At 62.9% G+C, this 25,524-nt stretch carries 24 protein-coding genes; 14 read left to right on the top strand and 10 right to left on the bottom strand.

Annotation, left to right across the window (positions count from 1 at the left end):
- Positions 1-121: 121 nt before the first annotated feature.
- Complete coding sequence (locus tag AC3EML_RS08225) at positions 122-931, top strand: ImmA/IrrE family metallo-endopeptidase (protein ID WP_488505184.1); 810 nt, start codon at positions 122-124, stop codon at positions 929-931.
- A gap of 479 nt (positions 932-1,410) precedes the next feature.
- Here the strand turns inward: AC3EML_RS08225 and AC3EML_RS08220 are convergent, their stop codons facing one another.
- Together AC3EML_RS08220 and AC3EML_RS08215 are read right to left on the bottom strand one after the other, a co-directional pair.
- Entirely contained in the window at positions 1,411-2,010 is a 600-nt protein-coding gene (locus AC3EML_RS08220; RefSeq protein ID WP_023834291.1) for an SOS response-associated peptidase, read from the bottom strand.
- 60 nt (positions 2,011-2,070) lie between these two features.
- A complete protein-coding gene (locus AC3EML_RS08215) occupies positions 2,071-2,334 on the bottom strand; it encodes a DUF982 domain-containing protein (protein ID WP_023834292.1) in 264 nt (87 codons plus the stop codon).
- Between the two features lie 190 nt (positions 2,335-2,524).
- Between AC3EML_RS08215 and AC3EML_RS08210 the strand changes: the two genes are divergently transcribed.
- Positions 2,525-2,983, top strand: a complete 459-nt coding sequence (locus AC3EML_RS08210) for a hypothetical protein (protein WP_023669674.1) — start codon at positions 2,525-2,527, stop codon at positions 2,981-2,983.
- An 89-nt stretch (positions 2,984-3,072) separates the two neighbouring features.
- Here AC3EML_RS08210 and AC3EML_RS08205 read toward each other — a convergent pair whose 3' ends face one another.
- Positions 3,073-3,282: a DUF768 domain-containing protein gene (locus tag AC3EML_RS08205; protein WP_023669673.1), complete on the bottom strand. Its 210-nt coding sequence runs from the start codon at positions 3,280-3,282 to the stop codon at positions 3,073-3,075.
- Between the two features lie 28 nt (positions 3,283-3,310).
- Positions 3,311-3,472 carry a hypothetical protein gene (locus tag AC3EML_RS08200; RefSeq protein ID WP_023669672.1) on the bottom strand — a complete coding sequence of 54 codons (162 nt, stop codon included), beginning with the start codon at positions 3,470-3,472 and terminating at the stop codon, positions 3,311-3,313.
- Positions 3,473-3,620: 148 nt separating this feature from the next.
- On the opposite strand from AC3EML_RS08200, the gene AC3EML_RS08195 reads away from it, so the two are divergent.
- Positions 3,621-4,373 (top strand): pseudouridine synthase, encoded by a 753-nt coding sequence (locus AC3EML_RS08195; protein WP_023669671.1) that lies wholly within the window; start codon positions 3,621-3,623, stop codon positions 4,371-4,373.
- A gap of 22 nt (positions 4,374-4,395) precedes the next feature.
- Here AC3EML_RS08195 and AC3EML_RS08190 read toward each other — a convergent pair whose 3' ends face one another.
- Positions 4,396-4,977, bottom strand: a complete 582-nt coding sequence (locus AC3EML_RS08190; protein WP_023669670.1) for a histidine phosphatase family protein — start codon at positions 4,975-4,977, stop codon at positions 4,396-4,398.
- A 135-nt stretch (positions 4,978-5,112) separates the two neighbouring features.
- Positions 5,113-6,447: a dicarboxylate/amino acid:cation symporter gene (locus tag AC3EML_RS08185; RefSeq protein WP_023669669.1), complete on the bottom strand. Its 1,335-nt coding sequence runs from the start codon at positions 6,445-6,447 to the stop codon at positions 5,113-5,115.
- Between the two features lie 232 nt (positions 6,448-6,679).
- Here AC3EML_RS08185 and AC3EML_RS08180 point away from each other — a divergent pair, with 232 nt between their 5' ends.
- The 3 genes from AC3EML_RS08180 to AC3EML_RS08170 all read left to right on the top strand — a co-directional run bounded on the left by AC3EML_RS08180 (position 6,680) and on the right by AC3EML_RS08170 (position 10,417).
- Entirely contained in the window at positions 6,680-8,539 is a 1,860-nt protein-coding gene (locus tag AC3EML_RS08180; protein WP_352521684.1) for a sensor histidine kinase, read from the top strand.
- Positions 8,536-9,885 (top strand): sigma-54-dependent transcriptional regulator, encoded by a 1,350-nt coding sequence (locus AC3EML_RS08175; RefSeq protein WP_023746706.1) that lies wholly within the window; start codon positions 8,536-8,538, stop codon positions 9,883-9,885. The genes AC3EML_RS08180 and AC3EML_RS08175 overlap by 4 nt, the downstream gene beginning before the upstream one ends.
- Before the next feature lie 184 nt (positions 9,886-10,069).
- Positions 10,070-10,417, top strand: a complete 348-nt coding sequence (locus AC3EML_RS08170; RefSeq protein ID WP_032891259.1) for a hypothetical protein — start codon at positions 10,070-10,072, stop codon at positions 10,415-10,417.
- Between the two features lie 17 nt (positions 10,418-10,434).
- On the opposite strand, the gene ggt is transcribed toward AC3EML_RS08170, so the two are convergent.
- The 3 genes from ggt to AC3EML_RS08155 form a co-directional block, all read right to left on the bottom strand.
- Positions 10,435-12,174, bottom strand: coding sequence for a gamma-glutamyltransferase (ggt, locus tag AC3EML_RS08165; RefSeq protein WP_023703413.1), 1,740 nt, complete (start codon positions 12,172-12,174; stop codon positions 10,435-10,437).
- A 140-nt stretch (positions 12,175-12,314) separates the two neighbouring features.
- Complete coding sequence (gene rhaI, locus AC3EML_RS08160) at positions 12,315-13,634, bottom strand: L-rhamnose catabolism isomerase (RefSeq protein ID WP_352521683.1); 1,320 nt, start codon at positions 13,632-13,634, stop codon at positions 12,315-12,317.
- A gap of 287 nt (positions 13,635-13,921) precedes the next feature.
- Complete coding sequence (locus tag AC3EML_RS08155; protein WP_352521682.1) at positions 13,922-16,024, bottom strand: bifunctional rhamnulose-1-phosphate aldolase/short-chain dehydrogenase; 2,103 nt, start codon at positions 16,022-16,024, stop codon at positions 13,922-13,924.
- Positions 16,025-16,205: 181 nt separating this feature from the next.
- On the opposite strand from AC3EML_RS08155, the gene AC3EML_RS08150 reads away from it, so the two are divergent.
- The 7 genes from AC3EML_RS08150 (at position 16,206) to AC3EML_RS08120 (ending at position 23,335) form a co-directional block, all read left to right on the top strand.
- Positions 16,206-17,009: a DeoR/GlpR family DNA-binding transcription regulator gene (locus AC3EML_RS08150; RefSeq protein WP_488494602.1), complete on the top strand. Its 804-nt coding sequence runs from the start codon at positions 16,206-16,208 to the stop codon at positions 17,007-17,009.
- 48 nt (positions 17,010-17,057) lie between these two features.
- Entirely contained in the window at positions 17,058-18,053 is a 996-nt protein-coding gene (gene rhaS, locus AC3EML_RS08145; RefSeq protein ID WP_023669661.1) for a rhamnose ABC transporter substrate-binding protein, read from the top strand.
- An 84-nt stretch (positions 18,054-18,137) separates the two neighbouring features.
- Entirely contained in the window at positions 18,138-19,679 is a 1,542-nt protein-coding gene (locus AC3EML_RS08140; RefSeq protein WP_352521681.1) for a sugar ABC transporter ATP-binding protein, read from the top strand.
- Positions 19,676-20,653, top strand: coding sequence for an ABC transporter permease (locus AC3EML_RS08135; protein ID WP_023711393.1), 978 nt, complete (start codon positions 19,676-19,678; stop codon positions 20,651-20,653). The genes AC3EML_RS08140 and AC3EML_RS08135 overlap by 4 nt, the downstream gene beginning before the upstream one ends.
- Positions 20,650-21,645 (top strand): ABC transporter permease, encoded by a 996-nt coding sequence (locus AC3EML_RS08130; protein WP_352521680.1) that lies wholly within the window; start codon positions 20,650-20,652, stop codon positions 21,643-21,645. Before AC3EML_RS08135 ends, AC3EML_RS08130 begins: the two co-directional genes overlap by 4 nt.
- Positions 21,645-21,962: an L-rhamnose mutarotase gene (gene rhaM, locus AC3EML_RS08125; RefSeq protein ID WP_352521679.1), complete on the top strand. Its 318-nt coding sequence runs from the start codon at positions 21,645-21,647 to the stop codon at positions 21,960-21,962. Before AC3EML_RS08130 ends, rhaM begins: the two co-directional genes overlap by 1 nt.
- The gene (locus AC3EML_RS08120) at positions 21,959-23,335 is read left to right on the top strand and encodes an FGGY-family carbohydrate kinase (protein ID WP_352521678.1); all 1,377 of its coding nucleotides are present in this window, start codon (positions 21,959-21,961) and stop codon (positions 23,333-23,335) included. Before rhaM ends, AC3EML_RS08120 begins: the two co-directional genes overlap by 4 nt.
- Here the strand turns inward: AC3EML_RS08120 and AC3EML_RS08115 are convergent, their stop codons facing one another.
- A complete protein-coding gene (locus AC3EML_RS08115; protein WP_023681929.1) occupies positions 23,336-25,162 on the bottom strand; it encodes an alanine racemase in 1,827 nt (608 codons plus the stop codon).
- Between the two features lie 146 nt (positions 25,163-25,308).
- Between AC3EML_RS08115 and AC3EML_RS08110 the strand changes: the two genes are divergently transcribed.
- Positions 25,309-25,518, top strand: a complete 210-nt coding sequence (locus tag AC3EML_RS08110) for a hypothetical protein (protein ID WP_031203497.1) — start codon at positions 25,309-25,311, stop codon at positions 25,516-25,518.
- The last annotated feature ends 6 nt before the right edge of the window (positions 25,519-25,524 follow it).

Below are 25,524 nucleotides of genomic sequence, written 5' to 3'. Positions count from 1 at the left end.
ACCGATGATGGAGGGGACGGTCGGAGCATATGAGGCGGACGACATCCGAGGACTCGTTGACAGGATTCTCCGCGAACTCGGCAATCCCGAACCGCCCCTCCGTCTCCCGGAGGTCCGGCAGTTGCTCGCGCTAGACCTCAAGTACTATAGCTTGTCCAATCCGACGCTCCTGCAGGAAGTCGCGCATAGGATGAAGGTGGCGGGCAAGCAGGTTATCGCCCGTCCGACCATTCTGATCGACGTGATCAAGAAGGCCAACCTCTCCGCCTTATGGATACCCGACGGCAATCGCATCCTGATCGACCAACAGGTTCCCGACGCGAAGAAACGATGGATCGAGGCCCATGAGGTTGGGCATAGTTTCATTCCCTGGCACAAGGATTTCCTGTTCGGCGACGATCAGTACACGCTCGATCCGAACTGCCATGCCAATGTGGAGGCGGAGGCTAATTTCGCCGCCGCACGCTTGCTGTTCCTTCAGGACCGTTTCGCGTGCGAGGCTCGCGACGTCGAGATTACCTTCAAGTCCATCCAGAATCTGGCCAAGCGCTACGGCAATACGATAACCACCACGTTATGGCGCACGGTCGAGGGGCGGGATGGCGAAACGCCGGCATTCGGGATGGTCAGCGCCCATCCGCACCACGACGATATCGGCCGCGACCCCGGCGGCAAGGACGTGCGATACTTCATCCGCTCACCCGCGTTCAGGACGCGGTTTCCGGGGATCACTCAGGAATTCTGTTGGAACTTTCTCAGGGCCAGTGCCGGCCGGGCTAGGAGAGGTCCGATTTTCGACGGAACCGTCGTGTTGACGGACGCGAACGGAGTCCGACACGAGTTCGCGATCGAATGCTTCTGCAACCACCACGCGATCCTGACTTATGCCGTACACAGGCGCCCGGCTCCGTTGATAACACCGGTTAAGTGATACCGCTGCGGCGCTAATAAGCTCGCCCGGCTACGTCCGCTGGTCAGGGAACGGAAGCTTCCAGGCTTAAGCTGCGTGAACGAACGGCCGATACCAGGGCGCATTAGGGTCGCAGGCGGCCATCGTTTTCATTGAGTCGTCTTGGCCAGCCGTGGTCTTCACTTGACCCCCCCGCATGATGATAAATAACCAAGAAGGATCTAGACCGAACCGGAAAAGACAAGGTGCAGGTGCGAGGCATTGAGAGAAATATCAGGAACCGAACCAATCCACAGAAATATTTTGTTGGTATTTCTGTTGGTAGCAGATGCGGCCAACCTTCGCATAAGTCTCTGAAACGAAAGCGGGATTTTCTCCACTTGGATTCCGCCTCTGGGCACCAGTTTTCTCTGAACATCAAGGGCTTGACTTCCTGGCGCCGCACCGACGGATTCCTGATTTCGGCCTGCCGGCTGTGCCGGCAAGCCTGCGCAACCGAGTTATGAACTTTCGGGGCGCACGGTCTCCACGCGCAGCGAGCCGGCTGGAAGCGGCTGCAGCAGTTCGGCTTCCGGCTTGGTCAGACTGAGCCAAGCCGCCCAATCGCCGGGCCGAAGCACCACGACCTGCCGACTGTGATAGGGCGCAATATCCGGTCCAGGCTCGGTTGTCAGCATGGTGAAGGTTGGCGGCTTGTTGCCGGCAGCTTCACGCCAAAGCCCTGCGATGGCCATGAACGGCGAGCCGTTGAGCGTGAAGCGATGCTTTGCCTTCGGATACTTCGTGCCCGTGAACTCGAAGAAGGCGGATGCCGGCACGAGGCAGCGTTTGCTGCCGGCGAATTGCCGGCCTTCGGAGCGGAAGTTGAACACTGGTCCGCCTTTCGGGCCGGCCGGCGGAAATCCAAACGTCATCGACGTCAGTTCAACAACGCCAGTGTCGCCGGCGGCGCGCATGATCGGGGCTGGATCGTTGATATGGATGTCATCAACCCGCGGCAGTTCAAGTTCGGTCTGATGGGTCGGGATCTCGAGTGCCAGCGACTCCAGCATCCGGCAATATTCAGCCCAGAGAATATGCTGCTCATAGTCGTTGCACATGGAAGGCTCCCGACCGGTCTGCCAGTTTACCTCACGCCAAACAAAGAGGCGATGGACCGCTCAACCCTCGCGGTCGCGCTCGAGCAGTATATCGGGCTCGATCGCCGCGTTGACGAAGGCGGCGCGGGCATAGCGCGCCTCTTGAAGGCCTTCCAGAACGCCAAGGCAGGCTTTACGGGCGGCGACGTGATAGCCGCCTGTCTTCACGGGCCATCGGTTCATGAGGATGTCAGCGGCCTGCGCGACACGCTCCACCTTGTAGATCGTGTTTCTGGACCTGCCAAGCGCCACGCGAACCGGCTCATCGAAATGCTGATCTTGCATGCTTCCCCTCCCGAACGCGATCGCGAGTCAATTCGGGGGAGGCAAGTTCGGTTCCACGGGAGCGATTTGCCAACGCAATAAACCCGCCCAATGAAATCACTTTGCGCCCATCGGCCAAATGGCGGATTCGCTTTGCTTGGTGATCCCCTCCACCTAGGGCAAACTGCCTGCCGGGGCTGCAGGAGGAGAAATGCGAGCACGCGCAGCTACGATCGGCGATCTCGAAAGTGTCTTCCGTGATCTGTCCACGCGGATGTCGGACGAGTATGTGGCCGCCGGCAAGGACAGCAAGGTCGCCTACGACAATCTGATGATGAATTTGAAGGAAGGCCGAGCGCACGCGCTGGTCGAGGGCGACAAGACGGTGGCGATCGTCGCCTGGCACGAGAACAGCGACGCCGCCGACACGCTGTTTGCCGCGCAGGAGGGTTTCTTCAGCGCCGCGACGGTCCGCTTCTGCAGGCGCCACATCCGCCACATTCAGGCGCTGGCCGGCAACCTTCCCATCCACTCGCGCAGCTGGCTGCAGCGGGCCGACGTCGGCAAATGGTTCCGTGTCATCGGTTATGTCGAACGCGGCCGAGAGAACGGCGCCACTGTGTTCGAATTGCCGCCGGCACGGGGAGCGTCAGCTGCGCGGGCTGCCTAGGGCTGCGCACCCACGGATGCCATCACGGAAAAGCCCCCGCCAGGATGGCGATGGGCCAATATCGCCTGCAATGGGCTCATATCGGGGGCTCAGATATCGGGCTGATCCAGCGCCTCGAAAATCACCCGTTCCAGCGGACCGAGATCCTCTTCGATCTCGCTGACCTCAAGGCCTAAATGCCGAGCATCCAGGGCAGCTCGCGTGGTTAGGGTTCGAGCCGTTGCCTTGTCGGCAGGCAGTTCGCCCGGCAGGTGCTCGTGGATCCAGCCCTGCAGGAAATCAACGCCGCGCTCGCTCATCGATTTATCCCTTCCCTTATCTGGGGGATCATTCCCCCAGAATGACCCCAGAAGCGACGATCTGAGCCGTCAGGCTGGTGAGCCTGCCTCGCTTCACGAGCGTCGGCTTTTGGTAGATTTTCTTCATGGCGGTGCCTTTCGCGACAAATCGCTCGTCGGCAACAACGTCCGTCGCGGGGCAGCGTTCCATGGCGGGCTGTTGAGCCCGACCCCCTGACACATCGTATTTGAGAACAGCCCCGCTCCCGCGACCCGTGATGTTGATGCCGCGGCAGGTTGCGAAGCCAATGCGGGGCGTGGCATTTGTCGATGCCGATCATTGGGATGGCAAGCAGGACATGGCACGGCCACCAGACATCGCCCGACACCAGGCCGCCAAGGCAGGCGTTAGCCTGAACCGGGCGCTTTCCAAACTCGGCCTGTGTTCGCGCAAGCAGGCCGAGCTGCTGATAGCCGAAGGGCGCGTGCGGGTTGGCGGCAAGGTGGTGCGCGATCCGTCGCTGCGTGTCGATCTCGGCCGCGACCGCATCGCTGTCGACGGCGAGCAGATCGTCGGCGAGGCAAAAGTCTACCTGATGATCAATAAGCCGCGCGGACAGGTCACCACGCGCGATGACCCGCAGGATCGTGGCACCGTCTATGACTGCCTGGTGGAACTGGAGTTGCCTTTCGTGTCGCCGGTCGGCCGCCTCGACAAGGCCAGCGAAGGCCTGTTGCTGATGACCAACGACACGCGCTGGGCCAACCGCCTGCTCGATCCGGCCTCGCATGTCGCCAAGACCTATCATGTCCAGATCGGCACCGCGCCCGACGAAGCGATGCTGGCGCGCTTTCGCGACGGAGCGATCGTCGACGGCGAACTGCTGACCGCAAGTTCGATCGAACTGCTGCGCAGCGGCGGCCGCACTGCCTGGCTGGAAATCGTGCTCGACGAGGGCCGCAACCGCCAGATCCGCCGCCTGCTCGGGGCATTCGATATCGAGGTGCTGAGGCTGGTTCGGGTGGCGATCGGCGGTTTGCAGCTCGGCGAACTCGCCAAGGGCAAGGCGCGGCATCTGACATCGGAGGAATTGGCGGTGCTCGCGCGTTAAGAGGCAGGCTTGCCGCGAAACCCTACTTCTGGTTCCACCTGCGTATCACCGGCTCGCTCAGATCGTGCTCATAGCCGAGGATGCTGAGGCTCGCGGTATCAAGTACGAAGTGCGCACCGCCTTCGGGTGGCAGACCGAGCCAGCGCGCGGCCAGCACGCGCAGGAAATGCGAGCTTGAAAACACCAGCACATTGCCCTCGATTGCCCGCAGCCCGGCGATGATCCTGTCGGCCCTGGCGCCAACATCCGCTACCGACTCGCCGTCGGGACAGCCGTCACGGAACAATTGCCAGCCGGGGCGCTGCACAACAATCTCCTTGGTCTTAACGCCCTCATAGGCGCCATAGTCCCATTCCTGCAGGTCGTCCTTCTTGACGGCAGCAGCGCCGAAGCCGGCAAGCGTGCAGGTGCTGAAGGCGCGCTGCGACGGGCTCGACCACACCGCCTGGAAGGACAGATCCTTGAGCCGGTCTGCCACGCCGCGAGCTGCCGCCTCGCCCTTTGCCGTCAACGGTATGTCGGTGCGGCCGGTGTGTTTTCCCGAAGCGCTCCACTCCGTCTCGCCGTGACGGACGAGGTAGATTTCGGGGTACGGATTGCTCATGCGCCGGCCTTTCGGTTTTACGTCCGCACCCTACCCGGGAGGGCCCGGCCAGCGCCAGCCACGTGCAGGCGGAAAAGGAAAGGCCGCAACCGAATCGGCTGCGGCCTTGTGCTCAAACGTCAGTGCCCGGAGCGGTCAAGCGGGCTGCAGATCGCCCGACAGCGCCAGGTCGGCTTCCTCGGACAATGTGCCGGCCATGGCGGCGGCGAACTTGGTCTGGTCGAGTTCGCCTTCCCAGCGCGCCACAACGATCGTCGCCACTGCATTGCCGACGAAGTTGGTCAGCGCCCGGCATTCCGACATGAAGCGGTCGACCCCTAGGATCAGCGCCATGCCGGCAACGGGTACCGTAGGCACGACAGAGAGCGTGGCGGCCAGCGTGATAAAGCCGGCGCCGGTGATGCCGGCGGCACCCTTGGAGCTCAGCATGGCAACCAGCAGCAGCAGAATCTGGTCGCCATAGGTGAGCGGCGTATCGGTCGCCTGGGCGATGAACAGCGCCGCCAGCGTCATGTAGATGTTGGTGCCGTCGAGGTTGAAGGAATAGCCGGTCGGGATGACCAGGCCGACCACCGAGCGGTTGCAGCCGGCGCGCTCCATCTTGGCCATCAGGCCGGGAAGAGCGGCTTCCGAGGACGAGGTGCCGAGCACCAGCAGCAGCTCTTCCTTGATGTAGCGGATCAAGGCGAGGATCGAGAAGCCGTTGTACCAAGCGACAGCGCCGAGCACGACCAGCACGAAGAGCAGCGACGTCAGGTAGAAGGTGCCGATCAGAAAGGCGAGGTTGGCAATCGCGCCGATGCCGTATTTGCCGACGGTGAAGGCCATGGCGCCGAAGGCGCCGATGGGGGCGGCCTTCATCAGGATGGCGACCAGGCGGAAGATAGGCGAGGTCAGCGCCTGCAGGAAATCGACGACCGGGCGGCCGCGCTCGCCGACCAGAGCGAGAGAGATGCCGAACAGCACCGAGAAGAACAGCACCTGCAGGATGTCGCCTTGCGCGAAGGCGCCGGTGATGGTGTCGGGGATGATGTTGAGCAGGAAGCCGACGATGGTCGTGTCATGCGCCTTCTCGGTGAAGGTGGCGACCTTCGAGGGGTCGAGCGTCGCCGCATTGATGTGCATGCCGGCGCCCGGTTGGACGACGTTGGAGACGACCATGCCGACGACCAGCGCCAGGGTCGAAAAGACCAGGAAATAGATCATCGCCTTGCCGGCGACGCGGCCAACCTTTTTCAGGTCGGAGACGCCGGCAATGCCTGTGGTCACCGTCAGGAAGATGACCGGCGCGATCACCATCTTGACCAGCTTGATGAAGGCATCGCCGAGCGGCTTCAGCGAAGCACCGAGTTCGGGATAGAAATGACCGAGCAGGATGCCGGCGGCGATCGCCGTCAGGACCTGCACGTAGAGATGACGGTAAAAGGGTAGCTTGCCGCGCGGTTCGGCGGCAGCGAATGCTGGCTGCATGACGTCCTCCATGGCGCCCCGATCGAAAGCTCGACCTCCCGGGGCAAGTTGTTTCCGCAGCCTCGCGACTGCTGTACTGGTCACTGCAACTGCCGTGCCAGACTGAGCGGCATTACCGTATCCATTGATTTTGTTGGAGATCTTTGTCGACCGAGCTGGTGCGCCGCAACCGCAAGTGCGGACATCCGCATGACTGAATTGTGCTTTGTGCGAAATCATGCACAAATAGGGAATGCTGCAACGCCCTGCCGCGGTCCTGTCGCCGACGCCCGAGCAACTCGGCAAACGCGCGCGTCGCGCCTGGCTGCTGTTTGCGGCGATCGCGCTGGTGATCGTTGCCACGGCGCTCACCGGCGCCGGCCTCTACTCGCGCCGCGCCGAGGTCGCGGCACTGGCGGCGCAAGGCCGCACCGATGCCAATCTGAAGGTTGCGTTGCTGCGCGCCGTGCTGGAAAGCCCGCGGGCGCTGCCGCTGCTCTTGTCCGAGGACCAGCAGGTGCATGACGCCCTGCAGAACAAGGGCGCTGTCACGATCGACGTGCTCAACCGCAAGCTCGAAGGGCTGGTCTCCGGCACCAAGGCTTCGGTGCTTTACGTCACCGGCGTCGACGGGTTTGCGATCGCCTCCAGCAACTGGCGCGAAACAACCAGCTTCGTCGGCAACGACTACGGTTTCCGCGCCTATTTCTCCGGCGCCATGCAATCGAGAACGGCCGAATATTTTGCGCTGGGCAACATCAGCAAGCGCCCGGGCCTCTATATTTCGCGTCGCGTCGGCAATGCGGCGGCACCGCTCGGCGTCGTCGTCGTTAAGATGGAATTCGACCAGCTTGAAGCCGACTGGCATGAGGCCAACCGGCCGGCCTATGTCAGCGACGACCACGGCGTCGTGCTGATCACCAGCGTGCCGTCCTGGCGCTTCATGACCACCGCGCCGCTGACCGGCCCGGTGGCTGCCGCCATCCGGAGCAGCCAGCAATTCGGCAACGCGCCGCTGATCCCCTTGCCGATCACACGCCCCGAGGCATTGAGCCCTGACGTGTCGATGGTGCATGCGATAACACCGGGCGGCAGCGATGCCGAATATCTCAGGCTTTCGACACTGGTCCAATCGACGCCATGGCGGCTCGATTATCTCGTGCCGGTCGAAGCGCCGATCGCGGCTGCGGTGCGTGAGATGCGGCTGCTGGCGCTGGGCGTCGTGGTGCCGTTGCTGGCGCTGGCCGGCTATCTCCTGTGGCGCCGTCAGTCGGCGCAGATGCGCATCGCTGCCGAACAGGCAGCGCGCATCGAGCTTGAGCGCCGCGTCGTCGAGCGTACGCATGACCTCAGCCTGGCGCGCGACCGGCTGCAGGCCGAGATCACCGATCACCGCAGCACCGAAGCCAAGCTGCAGGTCATGCAGCAGGAATTGGTGCAGGCCAACCGTCTTGCTACCCTCGGCCAGGTTGCCGCCGGGGTCGCGCATGAGATCAACCAGCCGGTGGCGACGATCCGCGCCTATGCCGACAATGCGCGTGTGTTCCTGGAGCGCAAGCAGACCGCCTCGGCCGAGGAGAACCTTGGCGCGATTGCCGCGCTGACCGAGCGCATCGGCGGCATCACCGAAGAGTTGAAGGTCTTTGCCCGCAAGGGGCGCACGGCAGCCGAACCGGTCGAATTGCGCGGCGTCATCGAGGGCGCCGTGGTGCTGCTCAGAAGCCGCTTTGCCGGTCGGCTGGACGCACTCGATATCACGCTTCCGCCGGTAACGCTCAAGGTGATGGGCAACCGGCTGCGGCTCGAACAGGTGCTGATCAACCTGTTCCAGAATGCGCTGGAAGCGCTGGACGGGCGCGACGGCGCCAGGGTGCAGGTGTCGGCCCAGGAGACGGCCGACGGCGTGGCGCTTGCCGTCGCCGACAATGGGCCGGGCATTTCGCCTGCCATCCTCAAGTCATTGTTCACGCCGTTCAACACCTTGAAGGAAAAAGGCCTCGGGCTCGGCCTCGTCATCTCGCAGGACATCGTCGCCGACTATGGCGGACGCATCGAGGTGGCGAGCGACCAGGCCGGCACGCGCTTTACCATTCACCTCGCCAGGGCAGCATGATGGACACCGCACCGGTCGTATTGATCGACGACGATAGCGAATTGCGGAGGGCCACGCGGCAGACGCTGGAACTCGCTGGTTTTTCCGTCTCGGCCTTTGCGGTGGCGAACGAGGCGCTGGCCGGGCTCGACGCCAATTTTCCCGGCGTGGTGGTGTCCGACATCCGCATGCCCGGCATTGACGGCCTGCAGCTCTTCGACCGCGTCTTGCAGCTTGATGCCGACATTCCGGTAATCCTGGTCACCGGACATGGCGACATCGCGGTTGCGGTCAAGGCGATCAAGGATGGCGCCTACGACTTCATCACCAAGCCGTTCGCCGCCGACCGGCTGGCGCAAAGTGTGGCGCGGGCGGCGGAAAAACGCCGGCTGGTGATGGAGAACCGCGCGCTGCGCGAAAGCGCCGAACAGGCGCAGGACGGCCTGCCGCTGATCGGCCAGACGCCGGCGATGGAGCGGCTGCGCCGCACGCTGCGGCAGATCGCCGACACCGATGTCGACGTGCTGGTGACTGGCGAGACCGGCTCCGGCAAGGAGGTGGTGGCGAGCCTGCTGCACCGCTGGAGCCGCCGCGCCAAGGGCAATTTCGTGGCGCTGAATTGCGGCACGCTGCCGGATACGGTGATCGAAAGCGAACTGTTCGGCCATGAGGCCGGCGCGTTCACCGGCGCACAGAAGAAGCGCATCGGCCGCATCGAGCATTCGAGCGGCGGCACGCTGTTTCTCGACGAGATCGAAAGCATGCCGGCCTCGACCCAGGTGCAGATGCTGCGGGTGCTGGAAATGCGCGAGGTGACGCCGCTCGGCACCAATGAAATCCGGCCGGTCGACCTGCGCGTCGTCGCCGCCGCCAAGGTCGATCTCGGCGATGCCAGCCGGCGCGGCGCCTTCCGCGAGGATCTCTACTACCGGCTTAATGTGGTGACGATCTCGATCCCGCCGCTGCGCGAACGCCGCGACGACGTCGCCCTGCTCTTCTTCTACTTCGCAGAGCGTGCAGCCGCCCGCTTCCGCCGGCAAATGCCAGCCGTGCCTGCCTCAGTGCATCGCCATCTGAGCCAGCACGACTGGCCGGGCAATGTGCGTGAACTCGCGCATTTCGCCGAGCGTTTCGTGCTTGGACTGGAGGAAGCGGCGCAAGCGCCACCTTCCGCATCGGCGGAGCCGGATGACGCCAGTTCATTGCCGGAACGGCTGGAACGCTATGAGGCCGATGTCATCCGCGAGGCACTTGGCCGCAATTACGGCGATGTCCGGCGCACGATTGAAGCGCTCGGCATTCCGCGCAAGACCTTCTACGACAAGCTGCAGCGGCACGGCATCGTGCGCAGCGATTTTTCCAGGTAATTCATTTTCCAGGTATTCAGGCGTGTGGACCCGAAAGCAGGGTAGATTTTGTGAACCGGCGCAAAAAAACCGTGGCAAGTCGGCATCAGAAAGTGTTGAAGACCGCATCGGCGGCCTTCGGCACGGCGCGATCCGGTTGCGCTCGGCAGATGTTGATGATTTGTTGCCGGTCAGCGGAGAATGAATGATGCGAGAACCTGTCGGTCAAGATGAATATGGATCGACCAACCCGTTCGATCCGGACGATCTGACGAATTTGAACGCGATCGGCCCGGCCATGGGCGGCGGCAACGACTTCGAGAAATACGCCGTTGCCGTGATCATCGTCTTCGGCGCGCTGATCATTGGCGGGCTGATGGCCGCTTCCATGACCTTTGGTCACCGGAACGGCTTCCTGTTTGCGCTTGGCGGCGCAACCGCGGCCTGGATATCGGGCAATGCGCTGCTCCTCGACCGTCCCCGCATCTACGCGGCGTTCGTCGCGATCGCGGCGCTGATGCTCGTCGGGTCGACGCTTACGCTCGTCCTCTGATCAATCTCTTGTTTTGATCAGTAGCCAATCGCCTCGCCGGATGCGGCGCGGCTGTCGATGGCGCCGTTGTAGCGGGCGCCGCCGCCCTTCTCGATTTCCGCCAGGCTCTTGCCCCCGACAAGAATGCCGGCCGCCTGACCCCAGGTAGAATCCGCGAGATCGAGGTGGTAGCCCATGCCGGCCAGCAGTTTTTCAGTGTCGGGCGACAGGCCGAAGGGTTCGACATAGATCGTGTCGGGCAGCCATTGATGGTGGATGCGCGATGCGTCGATCGCCTCCTGGATGTTCATGCCGTGGTCGATGACGTTGACGATGGCTTCCAGCGTGATGGTGATGATGCGCGAGCCGCCGGGGCTGCCGATAACCATGAACGGCTTGCCGTCCTTGGCGACGATGGTCGGGCTCATCGATGACAGCGGCGTCTTCTTCGGCTGGATGGCATTGGCCTCTCCCTGCACGAGACCGTAGAGGTTGGGCACGCCAGGCTTCTGGGTGAAATCATCCATCTCGTTGTTGAGCAGGATGCCGGTGCCGTCCGCGACCACGCCGGCGCCGAACGAGCCGTTCAGCGTATAGGTGATCGCGACCGCATTGCCGTCATCGTCGATGATCGAATAGTGCGTCGTTTCCTTCGACTCGCCGAAGCCCTTCGGCATCAAATCCTGCGAGACGCCGGCGCGGAACGGGTCGATCTTGTCGCGGATCTCCTTGGCGTAACCCTTGTCGAGCAGTTTCGAGACCGGATTGTCGACGAAATCGGGATCGCCGAGCGCCGAGTTGCGGTCCACATAGGCGTAGCGCATCGCCTCGACCGTGACGTGCACCGTCTCGGCCGAGCCGGCGCCAAGATAGGACAGCGGGTAGCCCTCCAGCACGTTGAGGATTTCGCAGATGATGACGCCGCCCGAGCTTGGCGGGGGCGAAGAGACGATCTCGTAACCGCGATAGGTGCAGCTCACCGGTTGCAGCTCGCGTACCTTATATTGCTCGAAGTCTGCCTTGGCCAGAATGCCGCCCCTGGCGCCGCTCGCCTTGACGATGGCGCCGGCGATGGCGCCTTTGTAGAAGGCTTCGGCGCCTTTTTCGGAGATGGCGGCGAGCGAGGCTGCAAGATCGGGCTGGAGGAGACGCTCGCCGGCGCCATAGGGTTTGCCGTCCGGCTTCAGGAAGATGGCGGCGGCGGCAGGGTCCTTCGCCAGCCGTGCGGCATTGCTTGCGAATGAAGCAGCGTCGCCCTGGTCGAGGATGAAGCCATCCTTGGCATAGGCAATTGCCGGCGCCATCAAATCCTGGCGTGGCAGCGTGCCATATTTTTCACGAGCCATCTCGAACCCTGCCACGGAACCAGGTACGCCGACCGCGAGGTAGCCATCAAGGCTGGCGCCCTTCACCGGATTGCCGTCCTTGTCGAGATACATGGTCTTGGTTGCCGCCAGCGGCGCGCGCTCGCGGAAATCGAGGAAGGTCGATTTGCCGTCCTTGAAGCGGATGGTCATGAACCCGCCACCGCCGATATTGCCGGCATTAGGGTAGACGACGGCGAGCGCATAGCCGACGGCGACCGCCGCATCGACGGCATTGCCGCCCTTCTTCAGCACCTCGACGCCGGCTTCCGACGCCAGATGCTGGGCGGTGACGACCATGCCGTGCTCGCCCTTCGCCGGTTGAGGCGAGGCGGCATGGAGCGCGCCGGATGGCGCGAGCGCAATTGCGAGCGAAAGGGTGACGCCAATCAGCGTCCGGCGGGTCAAGGGCATGGCGGTGCTCCAAGTGCGGTGTGCCTAGAAGAGCTACATGGAGCGCCCGAGTCCATCATCAATATGAGCGAACACATATTGGTGTTCGCCTGCCGGCAGAGGCAAGCTAATCTCCCCCCTGTGGTGGAGATTAGCCAATCTCAAACAATCCCGCCTGACCCGCCCATAACCGCCGGCCGTTCCGCCGCGACCTTCGCCCGGTAGCCCGCCGCGCGATATGCGGCGACTGGATCGATGGCGCCGCCTGTGTTCAGCCGCGCCATGGCAAGGATCGGCTCGACATCGGTGCGGTAGGCAGCTTTTAGCGTCTGCGTCGCCATCAGCGCATCATTGCCGTCTTGGAAACCCTCGAGCGCCTTGCGGTTGACCAGCAGCGCCTGCGCATAGGCGCGCTGCACCTCGACTGCCGACAGCATCAGGCTTTCGATCGGGTCGGTGACGTTGTGGCTCTGGTCGAGCATGTGGGCGGGATCGAAACCCTCGGCGCCGGAAAGCTCGGCATCAACCAGTTCGTTGAAGACCAGGAACAGCCGATAGGGATCGATCGAGCCGGCATCGAGATCGTCGTCGCCATACTTCGAATCGTTGAAATGGAAGCCGCCGAGCTTCTTGAACTGGATCAGCCGCGACACGATCATCTCGATGTTGACGTTGGGCGCATGGTGGCCCAGGTCGACCAGGCAGTAGGCCTTGTTGCCCAGCTCCTTGGATATGAGGTAGTTAGTGCCCCAGTCCTGCACGACCGTCGAATAGAAGGCCGGCTCGTACATTTTGTGTTCGGTGAACAGCTTCCAGTCGGCGGGCAGTCCGGCATAGATCTCCTTCATCGCGTCGAGATAGCGCTCGAAGACTTTGGCGAAATTGACTTGGCCGGGGAAATTCGAGCCGTCGCCGATCCACACCGTCAGCGCTTTGGAACCAAGCGTCTTGCCGATCTCGATGCATTCCAGATTGTGCTCGACTGCCTGCCGGCGCGTGCCGGCATCGGCATGCGACAGCGACCCGAACTTGTAGGACAGTTTTTGGTCCCTGGCATCCGAGAAGGTGTTGGAATTCATGGCGTCGAAGCCGAGGCCGAAGCGCGAGGCGGCCTGCTTCAGCCGGTTCGGATCGGCCTTGTCCCACGGGATGTGCAACGAGACGGTCGGTGTCGCCTGCGTCAGTTGGCTGATGACGGCGCAGTCCTCGATCTTGTCGAAAATGTCGCGCGGCTCGCCGGCGCCGGGAAAGCGGGCAAAGCGTGTGCCGCCGGTGCCGACGCCCCAGGACGGAATGGCGACGGCGAATTTCTCGACCTTGCCGCGGATGGCGTCGATGGCGATGCCGCGACGGTCGAGGCGTTCCCCGAGCGAGGCGTAGTCGCGTTCGAGGTCGGGTTTGCGGGCGGCGTTGCTCTTTTCGACAACGTCAGCGGAGATGATGAATTCCGACACTGCTATTCCTCCCAATATTTGCTGCATCGGCGCTGCCCCGCCTGCCAGGCATTTCTCCCCGTAGACGGCAGGGCTATTGCATAAAAATTCTTACGAGGAGGACCCCCACCCTAGCCCTCCCCACAAGGGGGAGGGGACGCTGCCGCGCGCCCTTGGTATTTCCGCCCTTGCATCCAGACCTCGATAATTTGCAGAGGTCAGCGCCAGCGGGTCTCCCTCCCCCCTGTGGGGAGGGATTAAGGGTGGGGGTAGGTGCCGGGCAAACATTTCAGACAATGTCATATGCGATTGCCCTGCCTTGGACGAGAAAAAGCCTAGCGCGTAAAGCTCTGCGCGTTGCCGGCGTCGACGTTGATGATGTTGCCGGTGGATTTGGCCGACATGTCGGACGCCAGGAAATAAATCGCTTCGGCAATGTCTTCCGGAAACACCGAGCGCTTCAGCATCGAGCGCGAGCGGTAGTGTTCTTCCAGATCGTCGGTCGACATCTTGTAGGCGGCGGCGCGCTGTTCCTTCCACTCGCCGGTCCAGATTTTCGAGCCGCGCAGCACGGCGTCCGGATTGACGACATTGACCCGGATCTGGGCTTCGGCGCCTTCCAGCGCCAGGCAGCGAGCGAGATGGATTTCGGCGGCCTTGGCGGTGCAATAGGCGGCGGCGTTGGGTGACGCGGCAAGGCCGTTCTTGGAGGCGACGAAGACGACATTGCCGCCGATCTTCTGGGCGCGAAACAGCCGGAAGGCTTCGCGCGAGACCAGGAAATAGCCGGTCGACAATATGTCCATGTTCTTGTTCCACAGCGCCAGCGTTGTCTCCTCGATCGGCGCCGAGGAGGCGAGGCCTGCGTTGGAGACGAGAATATCAATGCCGCCGAACTCGACGGCTGTCTGGGCGAAGCCGGAAATCACCTGCTCCTCCGCGGTGACGTTGATCAGCACCGGCCGGACGAAGTCCTTGCCATAGGCTTTCGCCAGTTCGTCGTTGGCGTTGGCAAGTGCGGTCTCGTCGATATCGGCCAGCACGACGCAGGCGCCTTCGCGCAGCAGGCGATTGGCGGTGGCGCGGCCGATGCCGCCGGCGCCGCCGGTGACCAGCGCGATTTGGCCGGCGAGCGACTTCGGCTTCGGCATGCGCTGCAGCTTCAAATCCTCGAGCAGCCAGTATTCGATGTCGAAGGCCTCCTGCGCCGGCAGGCCGACATAGGACGAAACGGTCGAGGCCCCGCGCATGACATTGATGGCGTTGACGTAGAATTCGCCAGAGATGCGGGCGGTGGCCTTGTCGCCGGCGAAGGTGAACATGCCGACGCCGGGCATCAGGTAGACCACGGCGTTGGGGTCACGGATCGGGGGCGAGTCCGGATGCTTGCAGCTGTCGTAATAGGCCTGGTAGCCGACACGGTACTCAGCAACATCGTCGGCGAGGCGCGCAATCACGGCTTCGACGTCGGGCTTCGCTGGGTCGAACTCGATAACCAGCGGGCGGATTTTTGTGCGCAGGAAATGATCCGGGCATGAGGTACCGAGTGCCGCCAGCGGGCGCAAATCCCTGGAGTTGACGAATTCGAGCACAGTGGCGGAATCGTCGAAATGGCCGAGCTTGTGGCTCTTCTCCGAAATCAGGCCGCGGATCCTCGGCATCAGTCTCGCCGCGATGGCGCGGCGCTCAGCGGCGTCTAGCGACTTGACGACTTCGCCGCCGAAGATGGCGAGACCCTCGGAGCGGCGCTCGAACCATTCGATCGCCTGGTTGATGACCGAGATCGTCGTCTCATAGCACTCCTTGGGTGTGTCGCCCCAGGTGAACAAGCCGTGGCTTTCGAGGATGACGCCCTTGGCTTCGGGGTGTTCGACGCAGAATTTCTCCAGCCAGAGGCCAAGTTCGAAGCCCGGCCGCTTCCACGGCAGCCAGCCGATGGCGTCACCGAATATCTCCTTGGTCAACGCCTTGGAATCCTTGGCCGCGGCAATCGCGATAATGGCATCGGGATGCATGTGATCGACGAACGGCTTCGGCACATAGGCGTGCAGCGGCGTGTCGATCGAGGCCGCGCGCGGGTTGAGATTGAAGGTGCAGTGGGGAAGATAGCCCACCATCTCGTCCTCATGCGCGACGCCGCGATAAAGGCCTTTCAGCGCCTGCAGTTTGTCCATGTAAAGCGTGGCGAAACCGTCCAGCTTGATCGAGGCGCTGTCGCCGCCCGAGCCCTTGACCCATAGCACTTCGACTTCGGCGCCGGAGAGCGGGTCCTTCTGCCGGATCTTGGACGAGGTGTTGCCGCCGCCATAATTGGTGACACGCTTGTCGGAGCCGAGCGTGTTGGAGCGATAGACCAGAAGCTCAGGCTCGCTCAGCCCCTTGGCTTTAGCATCGTCCCAAAGGTTGGCAAGGCGCGAGCCGGAGCGCTTGTCGAGCATGATATCCTCCCTGGACGCAAAAGGCGCGGTCCATTTTGCCGGAAATGTCTACGCAAGCATCTCGGTTGTCAATCATAAACGATCAAGATCGATCATATTGCACTGCACAATGAAATTATATGAGCGGAAATGATTGACACTGGTGGTTTTCTAGTGCCTCATGACCAGGCAGGGAGGAACCATGCACGAAAAAGAGCGCCACAGGATCATTCTGTCCGCCGTCCAGGAAAAGCCTGTGGTGACGGTGCAGGAGATGGTCGACCTGACGGACTCCTCCGAGGCGACGATCCGGCGCGATATCGCGGCTCTTCATGTGCAAAAGCGCCTGCGTCGCGTGCGTGGCGGCGCCGAGGCGATCTCGCCACCGCAGTTCATCGGCCTCGCCGGCCGGCCCTTTTCCGTCAACGAAACGCTTAACGCTTCGCAGAAGCGCGCGATTGCGCGCGAAGCGGTGGAGCTGTGCAAGGACGGCGAACCGATCATCATCAATGGCGGCACCACCACCTTCCAGATGGTGCATTTCCTGACCGGACGCCGCATGCCGATCTTCACCAATTCGTTCCCCATCGCCGAGCACCTGCTCAAGCATTCGAAGAACACCGTCATGCTGTCGGGCGGCACCATCTACCGCGAGCAGAACATCATCCTCTCGCCCTTCGACAATGACGTGACGCGTAATTTCTACGCGCGCCGCATGTTCATGGGCGCTCAAGGGCTCGGGCCTCTTGGCCTGATGGAAGGCGACCCGCTGCTGATCCAGGCGGAGCAGAAACTGATCGACCAGGCCGACGAACTGGTGGTGCTGGTCAACTCATCGAAATTCCGCCAGCGCTCGAGCCTGATCCTGTGCGGGCTCAAGCGCATCGCCACCGTCATCACCGATGACGGCATCGAGGATCGCGAAGCCAACATGCTGGAGGCCGCGGGTGTGACGCTGATCGTCGCCCGCAAGTCGGCAAAGGAAGAATCCTCGCTGCAGGCCTGAGGCCAACCGCAGCGACGATGGAATGCAACGCTCAAGGGAGGAAATACGATGAGCTTTCTGAAGAAATTGATGGTGACGGCCGCGTTCTCGGCCGCCATGTTCGTGAATGCCGCCTATGCCGAGAACGTCAAGATCGCGCTGGTGGTGAAGTCGCTCGGCAACGGCTTCTTCGACGCCGCCAATAAGGGCGCCGAAGAGGCGGCCAAGGAACTCGGCGATGTCGACATCATCTACACCGGCCCGACCAAGGCGACCGCCGAAGCGCAGATCGAAGTGGTCAATTCGCTGATCGCGCAGAAGGTCAACGCCATTGCGATTTCGGCCAATGACGCCGACGCGCTGGTGCCGGTGCTGAAGAAGGCCATGGAGCGTGGCATCACCGTCATCTCGTGGGATTCGGGCGTCGCCAAGGAAGGCCGCCAGCTGCATCTCAACCCGTCCGACACCGGCCTGATCGGCGAGACCATCATCAAGCTGGCCGCCGACTATCTGCCGGAAGGCGGCGAAGTCGCCATTCTGTCGGCTTCGTCGACCGCGACCAACCAGAACGCCTGGATCGACGCGGCCAAGAAGATCCTGCCGGAGAAATTCCCCAAGATCAAACTCGTCGCCACCGTCTACGGCGATGACGATTCGGCCAAGAGCACCGACGAAGCCAAGGGCCTGCTGAAATCCTATCCGAACCTCAAGGCGATCATCGCGCCGACCACCGTCGGCGTCGTTGCCGCTGCCCAGGTCGTCACCGACGCGAACCTGATCGGCAAGGTCAATGTCACGGGTCTGGCGCTGCCGTCGGAGTTCAAGAAGTTCATCGACAACGGTTCCAGCCAGGCGGTTGCCCTCTGGAATCCGATCGACCTCGGCTACTCCGCCGTCTACCTCGCTCATGATCTGGCGGTGAAGAAGGAAGAGGCAAAGCCGGGCGCAACGCTGTCGATCGGCCGCGTCGGCAAGGTCACGCTCGATGACAGCAACTCGGCTGCGATGGCTCCGCCCTTCCAGTTCGACAAGTCCAACATCGAAAAGTTCTCCAAGATCTATTGATCTCGGACGTCTCGGACCAAGCGCGGCGGGACCAAAATCCCGCCGCGACTTTAAACGGACCTTGTTTCAGGGCTTGATACGGATATGGACACGACAGCCCAGCACGGCATTGCGAAGGAGGAGCCCACGGGTCCTGCCCCGCGCCTGACGCTGTCCGGCGTCTCCAAAAGCTTTCCCGGCGTGCGCGCGCTGCACAATGTCAGCCTGTCGCTTTACCCCGGCCAGGTTACGGCGCTGATCGGTGAAAACGGTGCCGGCAAGTCGACGCTGGTCAAGATCATGACCGGCATCTACCAGCCCGGCGCCGGCACGATCAGCATTGACGGCCAGGCCGTCACCCTGCCCAGCGCGCATGCCGCCTTCGGCCACGGCGTCACCGCCATTCATCAGGAAACCGTGCTGTTCGACGATCTGAGCGTCGCCGAAAACATTTTTCTCGGCCATGCGCCGCGCACGCGGCTAGGCACCATCGACTGGCGCACCATGCGAAAACACGCGCGCGAAGTGCTCGACACCATGCATGCCGGCCATATCGACGCCGATGCGCGGCTGAAAGACCTCGGCATCGCCAACAAGCATCTGGTAGCGGTTGCTCGCGCGATGTCGATCGATGCGCAGATCGTCATCATGGATGAGCCGACCGCAGCCCTTTCGATGAAGGAGATCGAGGAGCTTTTCCTGCTGATCGAATTCCTCAAGGAGGAAGGCAAGGCGATCCTGTTCATCAGCCACAAGTTCGACGAGATCTATCGGATCGCCGATCGCTACACCGTGTTCCGCGACGGCGAGATGGTTGGCGAGGGCCTTATCAAGGATACCGGCCAGAGCCAGATCGTGCGCATGATGGTCGGCCGCTCGGTCGATCACATCTTTCCGCAACGCAAGGCCGAGATCGGCGCGCCGGTGCTGTCGGTCGCTGGCCTTTCGCACCCGACCGAATTCAACGACATCGGCTTCGAACTGCACAAGGGCGAGATCCTCGGTTTCTACGGCCTTGTCGGCGCCGGGCGGTCAGAGGTGATGCAGGCGATTTCAGGCATCACCCGCACATCGGGCGGCACGATAACGCTGGAAGGCAAGACGATCACGCCGAAATCGGCGGCGGATTCCATCGAAGCCGGCATCGTCTATGTGCCGGAAGAGCGCGGCAAGCAGGGCGTGGTGATCGGCCTGCCGATCTTCCAGAATGTCTCGCTCCCCTCGCTCAAGCGCACGTCGAAATCCGGCCTGCTGCGGCTGGCGGAAGAGTTTTCGCTCGCCCGCTCCTACACCGAGCGGCTTGACCTCAGGGCCTCATCGCTCAGCCAGGATGTCGGCACGCTGTCGGGCGGCAACCAGCAGAAGATCGTCATCGCCAAATGGCTGGCGACAGCGCCCAAGGTGATCATCCTGGACGAGCCGACCAAGGGCATCGACATCGGCTCCAAGGCCGCCGTGCACGGCTTCATGGCGGAGCTCGTCGCGCAGGGCCTGTCGGTGATCATGGTGTCGTCGGAACTGCCGGAGATTCTGGGCATGTCCGACCGCGTCGTCGTCATGCGCGAAGGGCTGGTTGCGGCGGTCTACGATAATAAGGGGCTGGACGCCGAAACGCTGGTCCGGACGGCAGCGGGGATCGCGGCATGAAGGCTCTCCTGAAATTCCGCGAGATCTGGCTGGCAGCGGCGATCGTCGTTTTGATTGCTCTGATCTCGACGCGCTTCCCGGCCTTTGCCGACCCCGGCAATCTCGCCCAGGTGTTCAACGACACCTCGATCCTGATGATCCTGGCGCTGGGACAGATGGTCGTCATCCTGACCCGCTCGATCGACCTGTCGATGGCCTCCAACCTGTGCTTCACCGGCATGGTGGTGGCGATGCTGAACGCCGCGCATCCGGCGATCCCGATCCCGCTGCTGATCGTCATTGCGCTGGCCGTCGGACTGGTGCTCGGCGCCATCAACGGCCTGCTGGTGTGGCGGCTGAACATCCCTTCGATCGTGGTGACATTGGGCACGCTCACCATCTATCGCGGCGCCACCTTCGTCCTGTCCGGCGGCGCATGGGTCAATGCCGACAAGATGAGTCCTGAGTTCATCGGCTTCCAGCGCGCAGCTTTCCTGGGCATTCCGGTTCTGTCCTGGATCGCCATACTGGTCATCGCGCTGTTCTTCGTGGTGATGACGCGAACCGCGCTTGGCCGTTCGATCTATGCCATCGGCGTCAACCCGACGGCGTCGGTCTATGCCGGCATCGATGTCGGCCGAACCAAATTCATCGTCTTCTGCATTTCCGGCATGATCGGCGGGCTCGCCGGTTATCTCTGGATTTCTCGTTATGTCATCGCCTCGGTCGAGGTCGCCAATGGCTATGAACTCAATATCATCGCCGCCTGCGTCATCGGCGGCATTTCGATTGCCGGCGGCATCGGCTCGGTCGGGGGCGCGGTGTTAGGGGCGCTGTTCCTCGGCATCATCTCCAACGCACTGCCGGTGATCAACATCTCGCCCTTCTGGCAGATGGCGATTTCGGGCAGCGCCATCATCCTGGCCGTCGTGCTCAACGCGCGCGGCGAACGCCAGCAGGGACGGATCATCCTGAGGAAAGCGGAAGCGGCATGACCGACACCCCCGCCCCGCGCCACATTCCCGACCGGCTCGACAAGCCGCTCTCTTCAGCGATCTTTTCCTGGGAAGCGCTGCTGGTCGTCGTGGCCGTCGCCATCTTCGCCATCAACAGTTTCGCCTCACCCTATTTCCTAGATGCCTATTCGCTGTCGGACCTGACCTTCAATTTCACCGAAAAAGGCCTGATCGCCTTCGCCATGGCGCTGCTGATCATTTCGGGCGAGATCGACCTGTCGGTCGCCGCCATCATCGCGCTCGCCTCGACCATGATGGGCATGGCGGTACAGGCCGGCGCCGACACGCCGGTGCTGGTGGCTATCGGCATCGTCGTCGGGCTCGGTTGCGGCGCCTTCAACGGCCTGTTGGTGACGAGGCTCGGCCTGCCGTCCATCGTCGTTACCATCGGCACGATGAGCCTGTTTCGCGGCATTGCCTTCATCATCCTCGGTGACCAGGCCTACAAGGGCTATCCCGAGAGTTTTGCTTTCTTCGGCCAGGGCTATGTCTGGTGGGTGGTGTCGTTCGAACTGGTGCTCTTCCTCATCGCGGCCGTCGCCTACTGGTTCCTGCTGCATCGCACCAGCTTCGGCCGCCGTGTCTTTGCCATCGGCAACAATCCGGTCGCGGCACAGTTTTCCGGCGTTCGCGTCGGCCGCATCAAATTCATCCTGTTTTGCCTGACCGGACTGATGGCCGGCATCGCCTCGGTGCTGATCACCTCGCGGCTCGGCTCGACGCGGCCGTCGATCGCGCAGGGCTATGAGCTTGAGGTCATCACCATGGTGGTGCTGGGCGGCGTCAGCATTCTGGGCGGCTCCGGCAGCATTGTTGGCGTCGTGCTCGCCGCCTTTATCATGGGGCTGGTGACCTTCGGCCTCGGCCTGCTCAACGTGCCCGGCATCGTCATGTCGATCTTCATCGGCCTGCTCTTGATCGTCGTCATCGCGCTGCCGATCATCTGGCGGCGGCTGCGCGGTAACGGCTGATGCCCGAGAAATACGCCTTCAAGATGCAGCTCAAACCCGGCATGAAAGCCGAGTACAAAAAGCGCCACGATGAGATCTGGCCGGCGCTGGTGGCGCTGCTGAGAGAGGCCGGCGTTTCCGATTATTCGATCCATCTCGATGAAGACACCAACATCCTGTTCGGCGTGCTGTGGCGGCGCGACGACCATGGCATGGCCGACCTGCCGAAGCACCCGGTGATGCAGCGCTGGTGGGCGCACATGGCCGACATCATGGAGACCAGGCCGGACAACCAACCGGTGGCCATCCCCCTGGAAACAATGTTCCATTTGGCATGAGTGGGCTGCGCCATATCGCCGTCATCGACATCGGCAAGACCAACGCCAAGGTCGCGCTGGTCGATCTCGTCACGTTGAGCGAAGTGGGGTTGCGCCGCATGGCGAACGCGCCGCTGCGGCAAGCGCCCTACCCGCATCACGATGTCGAGTCGCTGTGGAGGTTCATCCTCAACAGCCTTGCCAGCCTCAACCGCGATCAGCGTATCGACGCGATTTCGATCACCACGCATGGTGCGACCGGCGTGCTGGTCGACGCCGCGGGCGAACTGGTGCTGCCTGTCCTCGACTATGAGTTCGACGGCCCCGACAGGCTGGCTACAGAGTATAGTGCGATCCGTCCGCCCTTCATTGAGACCGGGACGCCGCGCCTGCCGCTCGGCCTCAATCTCGGTGCGCAATTCTTCTGGCTTGAGAAGCGTTTTCCCACCGAATTCGCCAGGGCCGCCGCGATGCTGATGTATCCGCAATACTGGGCGCTGCGCCTGACCGGCGTTGCCGCCAACGAGGTGACCTCGCTCGGCTGCCACACCGATCTGTGGAGCCCTTGGGAGGCGGACTTTTCCTCGATGGTCGACAGGCTGGATTGGCGCAGGCTGATGGCATCGGTGCGGCCGGCCAGGGACCAGCTCGGCCCGATCCTGCCGGCGCTTGCCGCGCGCACCGGGCTCGATCCGCAGACCCGGGTTTTCTGCGGACTGCACGATTCCAACGCCTCCCTATTGCCGCATCTTCTGTCCGACGAGCCGCCCTTCTCGGTCGTCTCGACCGGCACCTGGGTGGTATCGATGGCGGTCGGCGGCAGAGAGATTGCGCTCGATGCTGCGCGCGACACGCTGGTCAATGTCAGCGCGCTGGGCGACCCCGTGCCCTCGGCGCGTTTCATGGGTGGCCGTGAGTTTTCCCAGCTGACCAAGGACAAGCCGCAGGACTGCAGCGGCAGCGAGGTGCTGGCCGTTGTGACAAAAAAGATGCTGCTTTTGCCTTCTACCCAGCAGGGATCAGGACCGTTCCCGCACCATTCCGCGGCATGGCTTGGTGCCGAGGGCATCAGCAAAGGCGAGCGGTTCGCCGCCATCTCCTTCTATCTGGCGCTGATGACGGCGACCTGCCTCGAGCTGATCGGCGCCGACGGCCCGACCACCGTGGAAGGACCGTTTGCTCGCAACCGGCTCTTTGTCGGCATGCTGGCGGCAGCGACCGCGCGCATCGTCATCGCCTCCGAGGCGGCCACCGGCACCAGCATCGGCGCGGCACTGCTCGCATCCGATCAGCCAGTGACGCACGGCAAGGGCGAAAGAATTGAGCCGCAGACCGACCCGGTCTGGGCGGCCTATGTCACCGCGTGGCGCGCGGCAGTCGACGCGCAAGGCTGATCACAAAATCCGCTTGCCAAAGGCCGACATGACGAAGTTGATGGCGTCGGCGCCGATCCGCGGCTCCAGACCGGCGGTCAGCCCGGAAACATCCATCGACAGCAGACCGCCGGACAGCGAGATCGCCTCCATTGCCTGATGCGTCTCGCGCACCGTCAGCCCGCCCGAGCCCGCAGCCCAGCCGGCGAATTCGGTCGCCGTCGGCGAATAGCTGAGATGGAAGCCTTGCGTGCCCGAGGTGGCGATGCGGATCGCCTCGTGCATGAGGTCGCGCATGCCCATGGCGTCGATGTCGGTCATGGTGAAGGCCGAGACACGCGAATCCTTGAGCACCCTTGCCTCCGCCGGATCGGCATGGCGCAGGCCGACGATGACGACATTTTCCGGCGACAGCTGCGGCTGCAGCGCGCCGGGCTTGTGATCGAGACCGAGCGCGCGGGCCAGCACCGAGACTTCAGGCATGTCTTCGGCCTCCTCGTCCTCGGGCATCAGGGCGGCGAGGGAATCGATCCAGATCAGGCCGAAGGAATGCGTGGCGCGCGCCGTTGCGGTCAGCGCTTTGTGGGCGATACGGCGATCTGCGCCGGCGGCGAGACGGACGAGGCCCGAGGGCGGCCGCTCGACGTCGGCGAGTTCGACCACGTCGAAATTCATTGCCTCCAGCCGCGCGCCGGTTCCCTCGCGGGCGATAATCCCGCCGGCTTCCGGTTCGGCCGAGATCGACACCATCTTGCGGCCGGAGAAATCCGCGACGTCGTGCATCGGCGCCTTCTCGACATATTCCGAGGTCATCGCCAGAAGCATGGCGCCATAATTCATGCGGAAGGCGACACGGTCGCCGACGGTAGGCCGCGGATCGGCATCCTGCACATCGAGCAGCAGATGGTCGCTGGAAGCGCCGAGCACCCTCACCCCCTTGGCGATCGGCGTCAGCCCTTCGACCAGCACGTCCTCGCGGCCTATATTGGCGATGGCGCGCAGCCGGTCGCCCTCGTCGGCGAAGACCGGCTGGTTGCCGAAGGCGTCGTAGCCGGATGTGCCGATCGGCCGCGAAGGCTTGAGTTTGACCTCGATGATGTCGCTGGTCAGCCGGCAGGCATCGGGTTCGAGTTCGGGCCACGGCACGTCGCGAAAGGTTTCGACACCGCCTTGCAGGATCGCCTCGCCCACGCGCAGATTGTTGATGCCGGGCGGCAGCTTGCCTTCGAGCAGCAGCGTCAGCGATGACGAGGCGCCGCCGGAAATGAAGTCGAGGCTTTTGCCGGACAGGCGCTCGGTTTTGTAGGCATGGGCGACGAGTTGGCCAAGGTTCTCCGGAGTCGGCATTATGGCGCCGAAGCAGCCGAGATTGGTGCCGATGCCGGCGATGCGCACGCCCTTGAATTGTAGGATCTGCTCGACGGTGGGGATCAGGTCGCTTGGCCAGATGCCTTCGCGGAGATCGCCGAGATCGATCATCAGCATGATATCGTGGACGCGGCCCATGCGCTCGGCAATGCGCGATATCTCGCGGATGGTGGTCAGTTCCGACTGCAGGCTGATGTCGACGGTGCGCACGACCTCCTCTACGCGCGCCATGGGCGGGCTGCGCAGCAGCATGACCGGCGCATTGATGCCGCTGTCGCGCAGCCGGCGGATGTTTTCGAAGCGCGATTCCGCGATGCCGGCAACACCGCCGCGCAGCATGGCCCGCGCCACTTGCGGCATGCCGCATGTGCCCTTCGTAACTCCGAACACCTTGATGCCGGACAGCGCGCAGCGCTCGACGATGGTGCGGGCGTTGCGCTCGATGCGGCCAAGGTCGATAGCGACTTGCGGTCCCGACATTTCGTCACTCAGGGTTTGTAGAATCTGTCAGCCAGATGCATCTTCCAGATCGTCGTACGATATTTGTCAAACTTTGCGCAGTGACGGCCTCAATGTTGGAAACCAGAGCAATTGTATGTGGGCACGTCTTTCGATCGGAGAGGCCGGTGACGCTGGTCGTTCATCATTTCGATGGTGAGTGGCAACTGACCTGCGGCGAACATGATCATCCCGCGGACTGTGGAGATTTCGAAGTTATCGGTCTCGGCCATTTGACCTCCAGGCAGGAAAACTTGGCACAGATTGGCCAGCTTGAGCGCGGATGGCTTGCCGAATGGGTGCACGGCGAATGGACTCGATGCCAACACGACGACTAGAGCTCC

The sequence above is a fragment of the Mesorhizobium sp. P170090 genome (assembly GCF_057786115.1).
This window is presented reverse-complemented; position numbering and strand designations above follow the sequence as displayed.

Bases quoted from the DNA above. Each gene is read 5' to 3' on its own strand.
- AC3EML_RS08120 (WP_352521678.1), top strand. From the start codon at position 21,959: ATGAGTGGGCTGCGCCATATCGCCGTCATCGACATCGGCAAGACCAAC.
- AC3EML_RS08195 (WP_023669671.1), top strand. From the start codon at position 3,621: ATGGCACGGCCACCAGACATCGCCCGACACCAGGCCGCCAAGGCAGGC.
- rhaI (WP_352521683.1), bottom strand. From the start codon at position 13,634: ATGCAGCAAATATTGGGAGGAATAGCAGTGTCGGAATTCATCATCTCC.
- AC3EML_RS08185 (WP_023669669.1), bottom strand. From the start codon at position 6,447: ATGCAGCCAGCATTCGCTGCCGCCGAACCGCGCGGCAAGCTACCCTTT.
- AC3EML_RS08130 (WP_352521680.1), top strand. From the start codon at position 20,650: ATGACCGACACCCCCGCCCCGCGCCACATTCCCGACCGGCTCGACAAG.
- AC3EML_RS08150 (WP_488494602.1), top strand. From the start codon at position 16,206: ATGCACGAAAAAGAGCGCCACAGGATCATTCTGTCCGCCGTCCAGGAA.
- AC3EML_RS08180 (WP_352521684.1), top strand. From the start codon at position 6,680: ATGCTGCAACGCCCTGCCGCGGTCCTGTCGCCGACGCCCGAGCAACTC.
- AC3EML_RS08175 (WP_023746706.1), top strand. From the start codon at position 8,536: ATGATGGACACCGCACCGGTCGTATTGATCGACGACGATAGCGAATTG.
- AC3EML_RS08200 (WP_023669672.1), bottom strand. From the start codon at position 3,472: ATGGAACGCTGCCCCGCGACGGACGTTGTTGCCGACGAGCGATTTGTC.
- AC3EML_RS08205 (WP_023669673.1), bottom strand. From the start codon at position 3,282: ATGAGCGAGCGCGGCGTTGATTTCCTGCAGGGCTGGATCCACGAGCAC.
- AC3EML_RS08115 (WP_023681929.1), bottom strand. From the start codon at position 25,162: ATGTCGGGACCGCAAGTCGCTATCGACCTTGGCCGCATCGAGCGCAAC.
- ggt (WP_023703413.1), bottom strand. From the start codon at position 12,174: ATGCCCTTGACCCGCCGGACGCTGATTGGCGTCACCCTTTCGCTCGCA.
- rhaM (WP_352521679.1), top strand. From the start codon at position 21,645: ATGCCCGAGAAATACGCCTTCAAGATGCAGCTCAAACCCGGCATGAAA.
- AC3EML_RS08170 (WP_032891259.1), top strand. From the start codon at position 10,070: ATGATGCGAGAACCTGTCGGTCAAGATGAATATGGATCGACCAACCCG.
- AC3EML_RS08140 (WP_352521681.1), top strand. From the start codon at position 18,138: ATGGACACGACAGCCCAGCACGGCATTGCGAAGGAGGAGCCCACGGGT.
- AC3EML_RS08190 (WP_023669670.1), bottom strand. From the start codon at position 4,977: ATGAGCAATCCGTACCCCGAAATCTACCTCGTCCGTCACGGCGAGACG.
- AC3EML_RS08210 (WP_023669674.1), top strand. From the start codon at position 2,525: ATGCGAGCACGCGCAGCTACGATCGGCGATCTCGAAAGTGTCTTCCGT.
- AC3EML_RS08135 (WP_023711393.1), top strand. From the start codon at position 19,676: ATGAAGGCTCTCCTGAAATTCCGCGAGATCTGGCTGGCAGCGGCGATC.
- AC3EML_RS08220 (WP_023834291.1), bottom strand. From the start codon at position 2,010: ATGTGCAACGACTATGAGCAGCATATTCTCTGGGCTGAATATTGCCGG.
- AC3EML_RS08215 (WP_023834292.1), bottom strand. From the start codon at position 2,334: ATGCAAGATCAGCATTTCGATGAGCCGGTTCGCGTGGCGCTTGGCAGG.
- AC3EML_RS08155 (WP_352521682.1), bottom strand. From the start codon at position 16,024: ATGCTCGACAAGCGCTCCGGCTCGCGCCTTGCCAACCTTTGGGACGAT.
- rhaS (WP_023669661.1), top strand. From the start codon at position 17,058: ATGAGCTTTCTGAAGAAATTGATGGTGACGGCCGCGTTCTCGGCCGCC.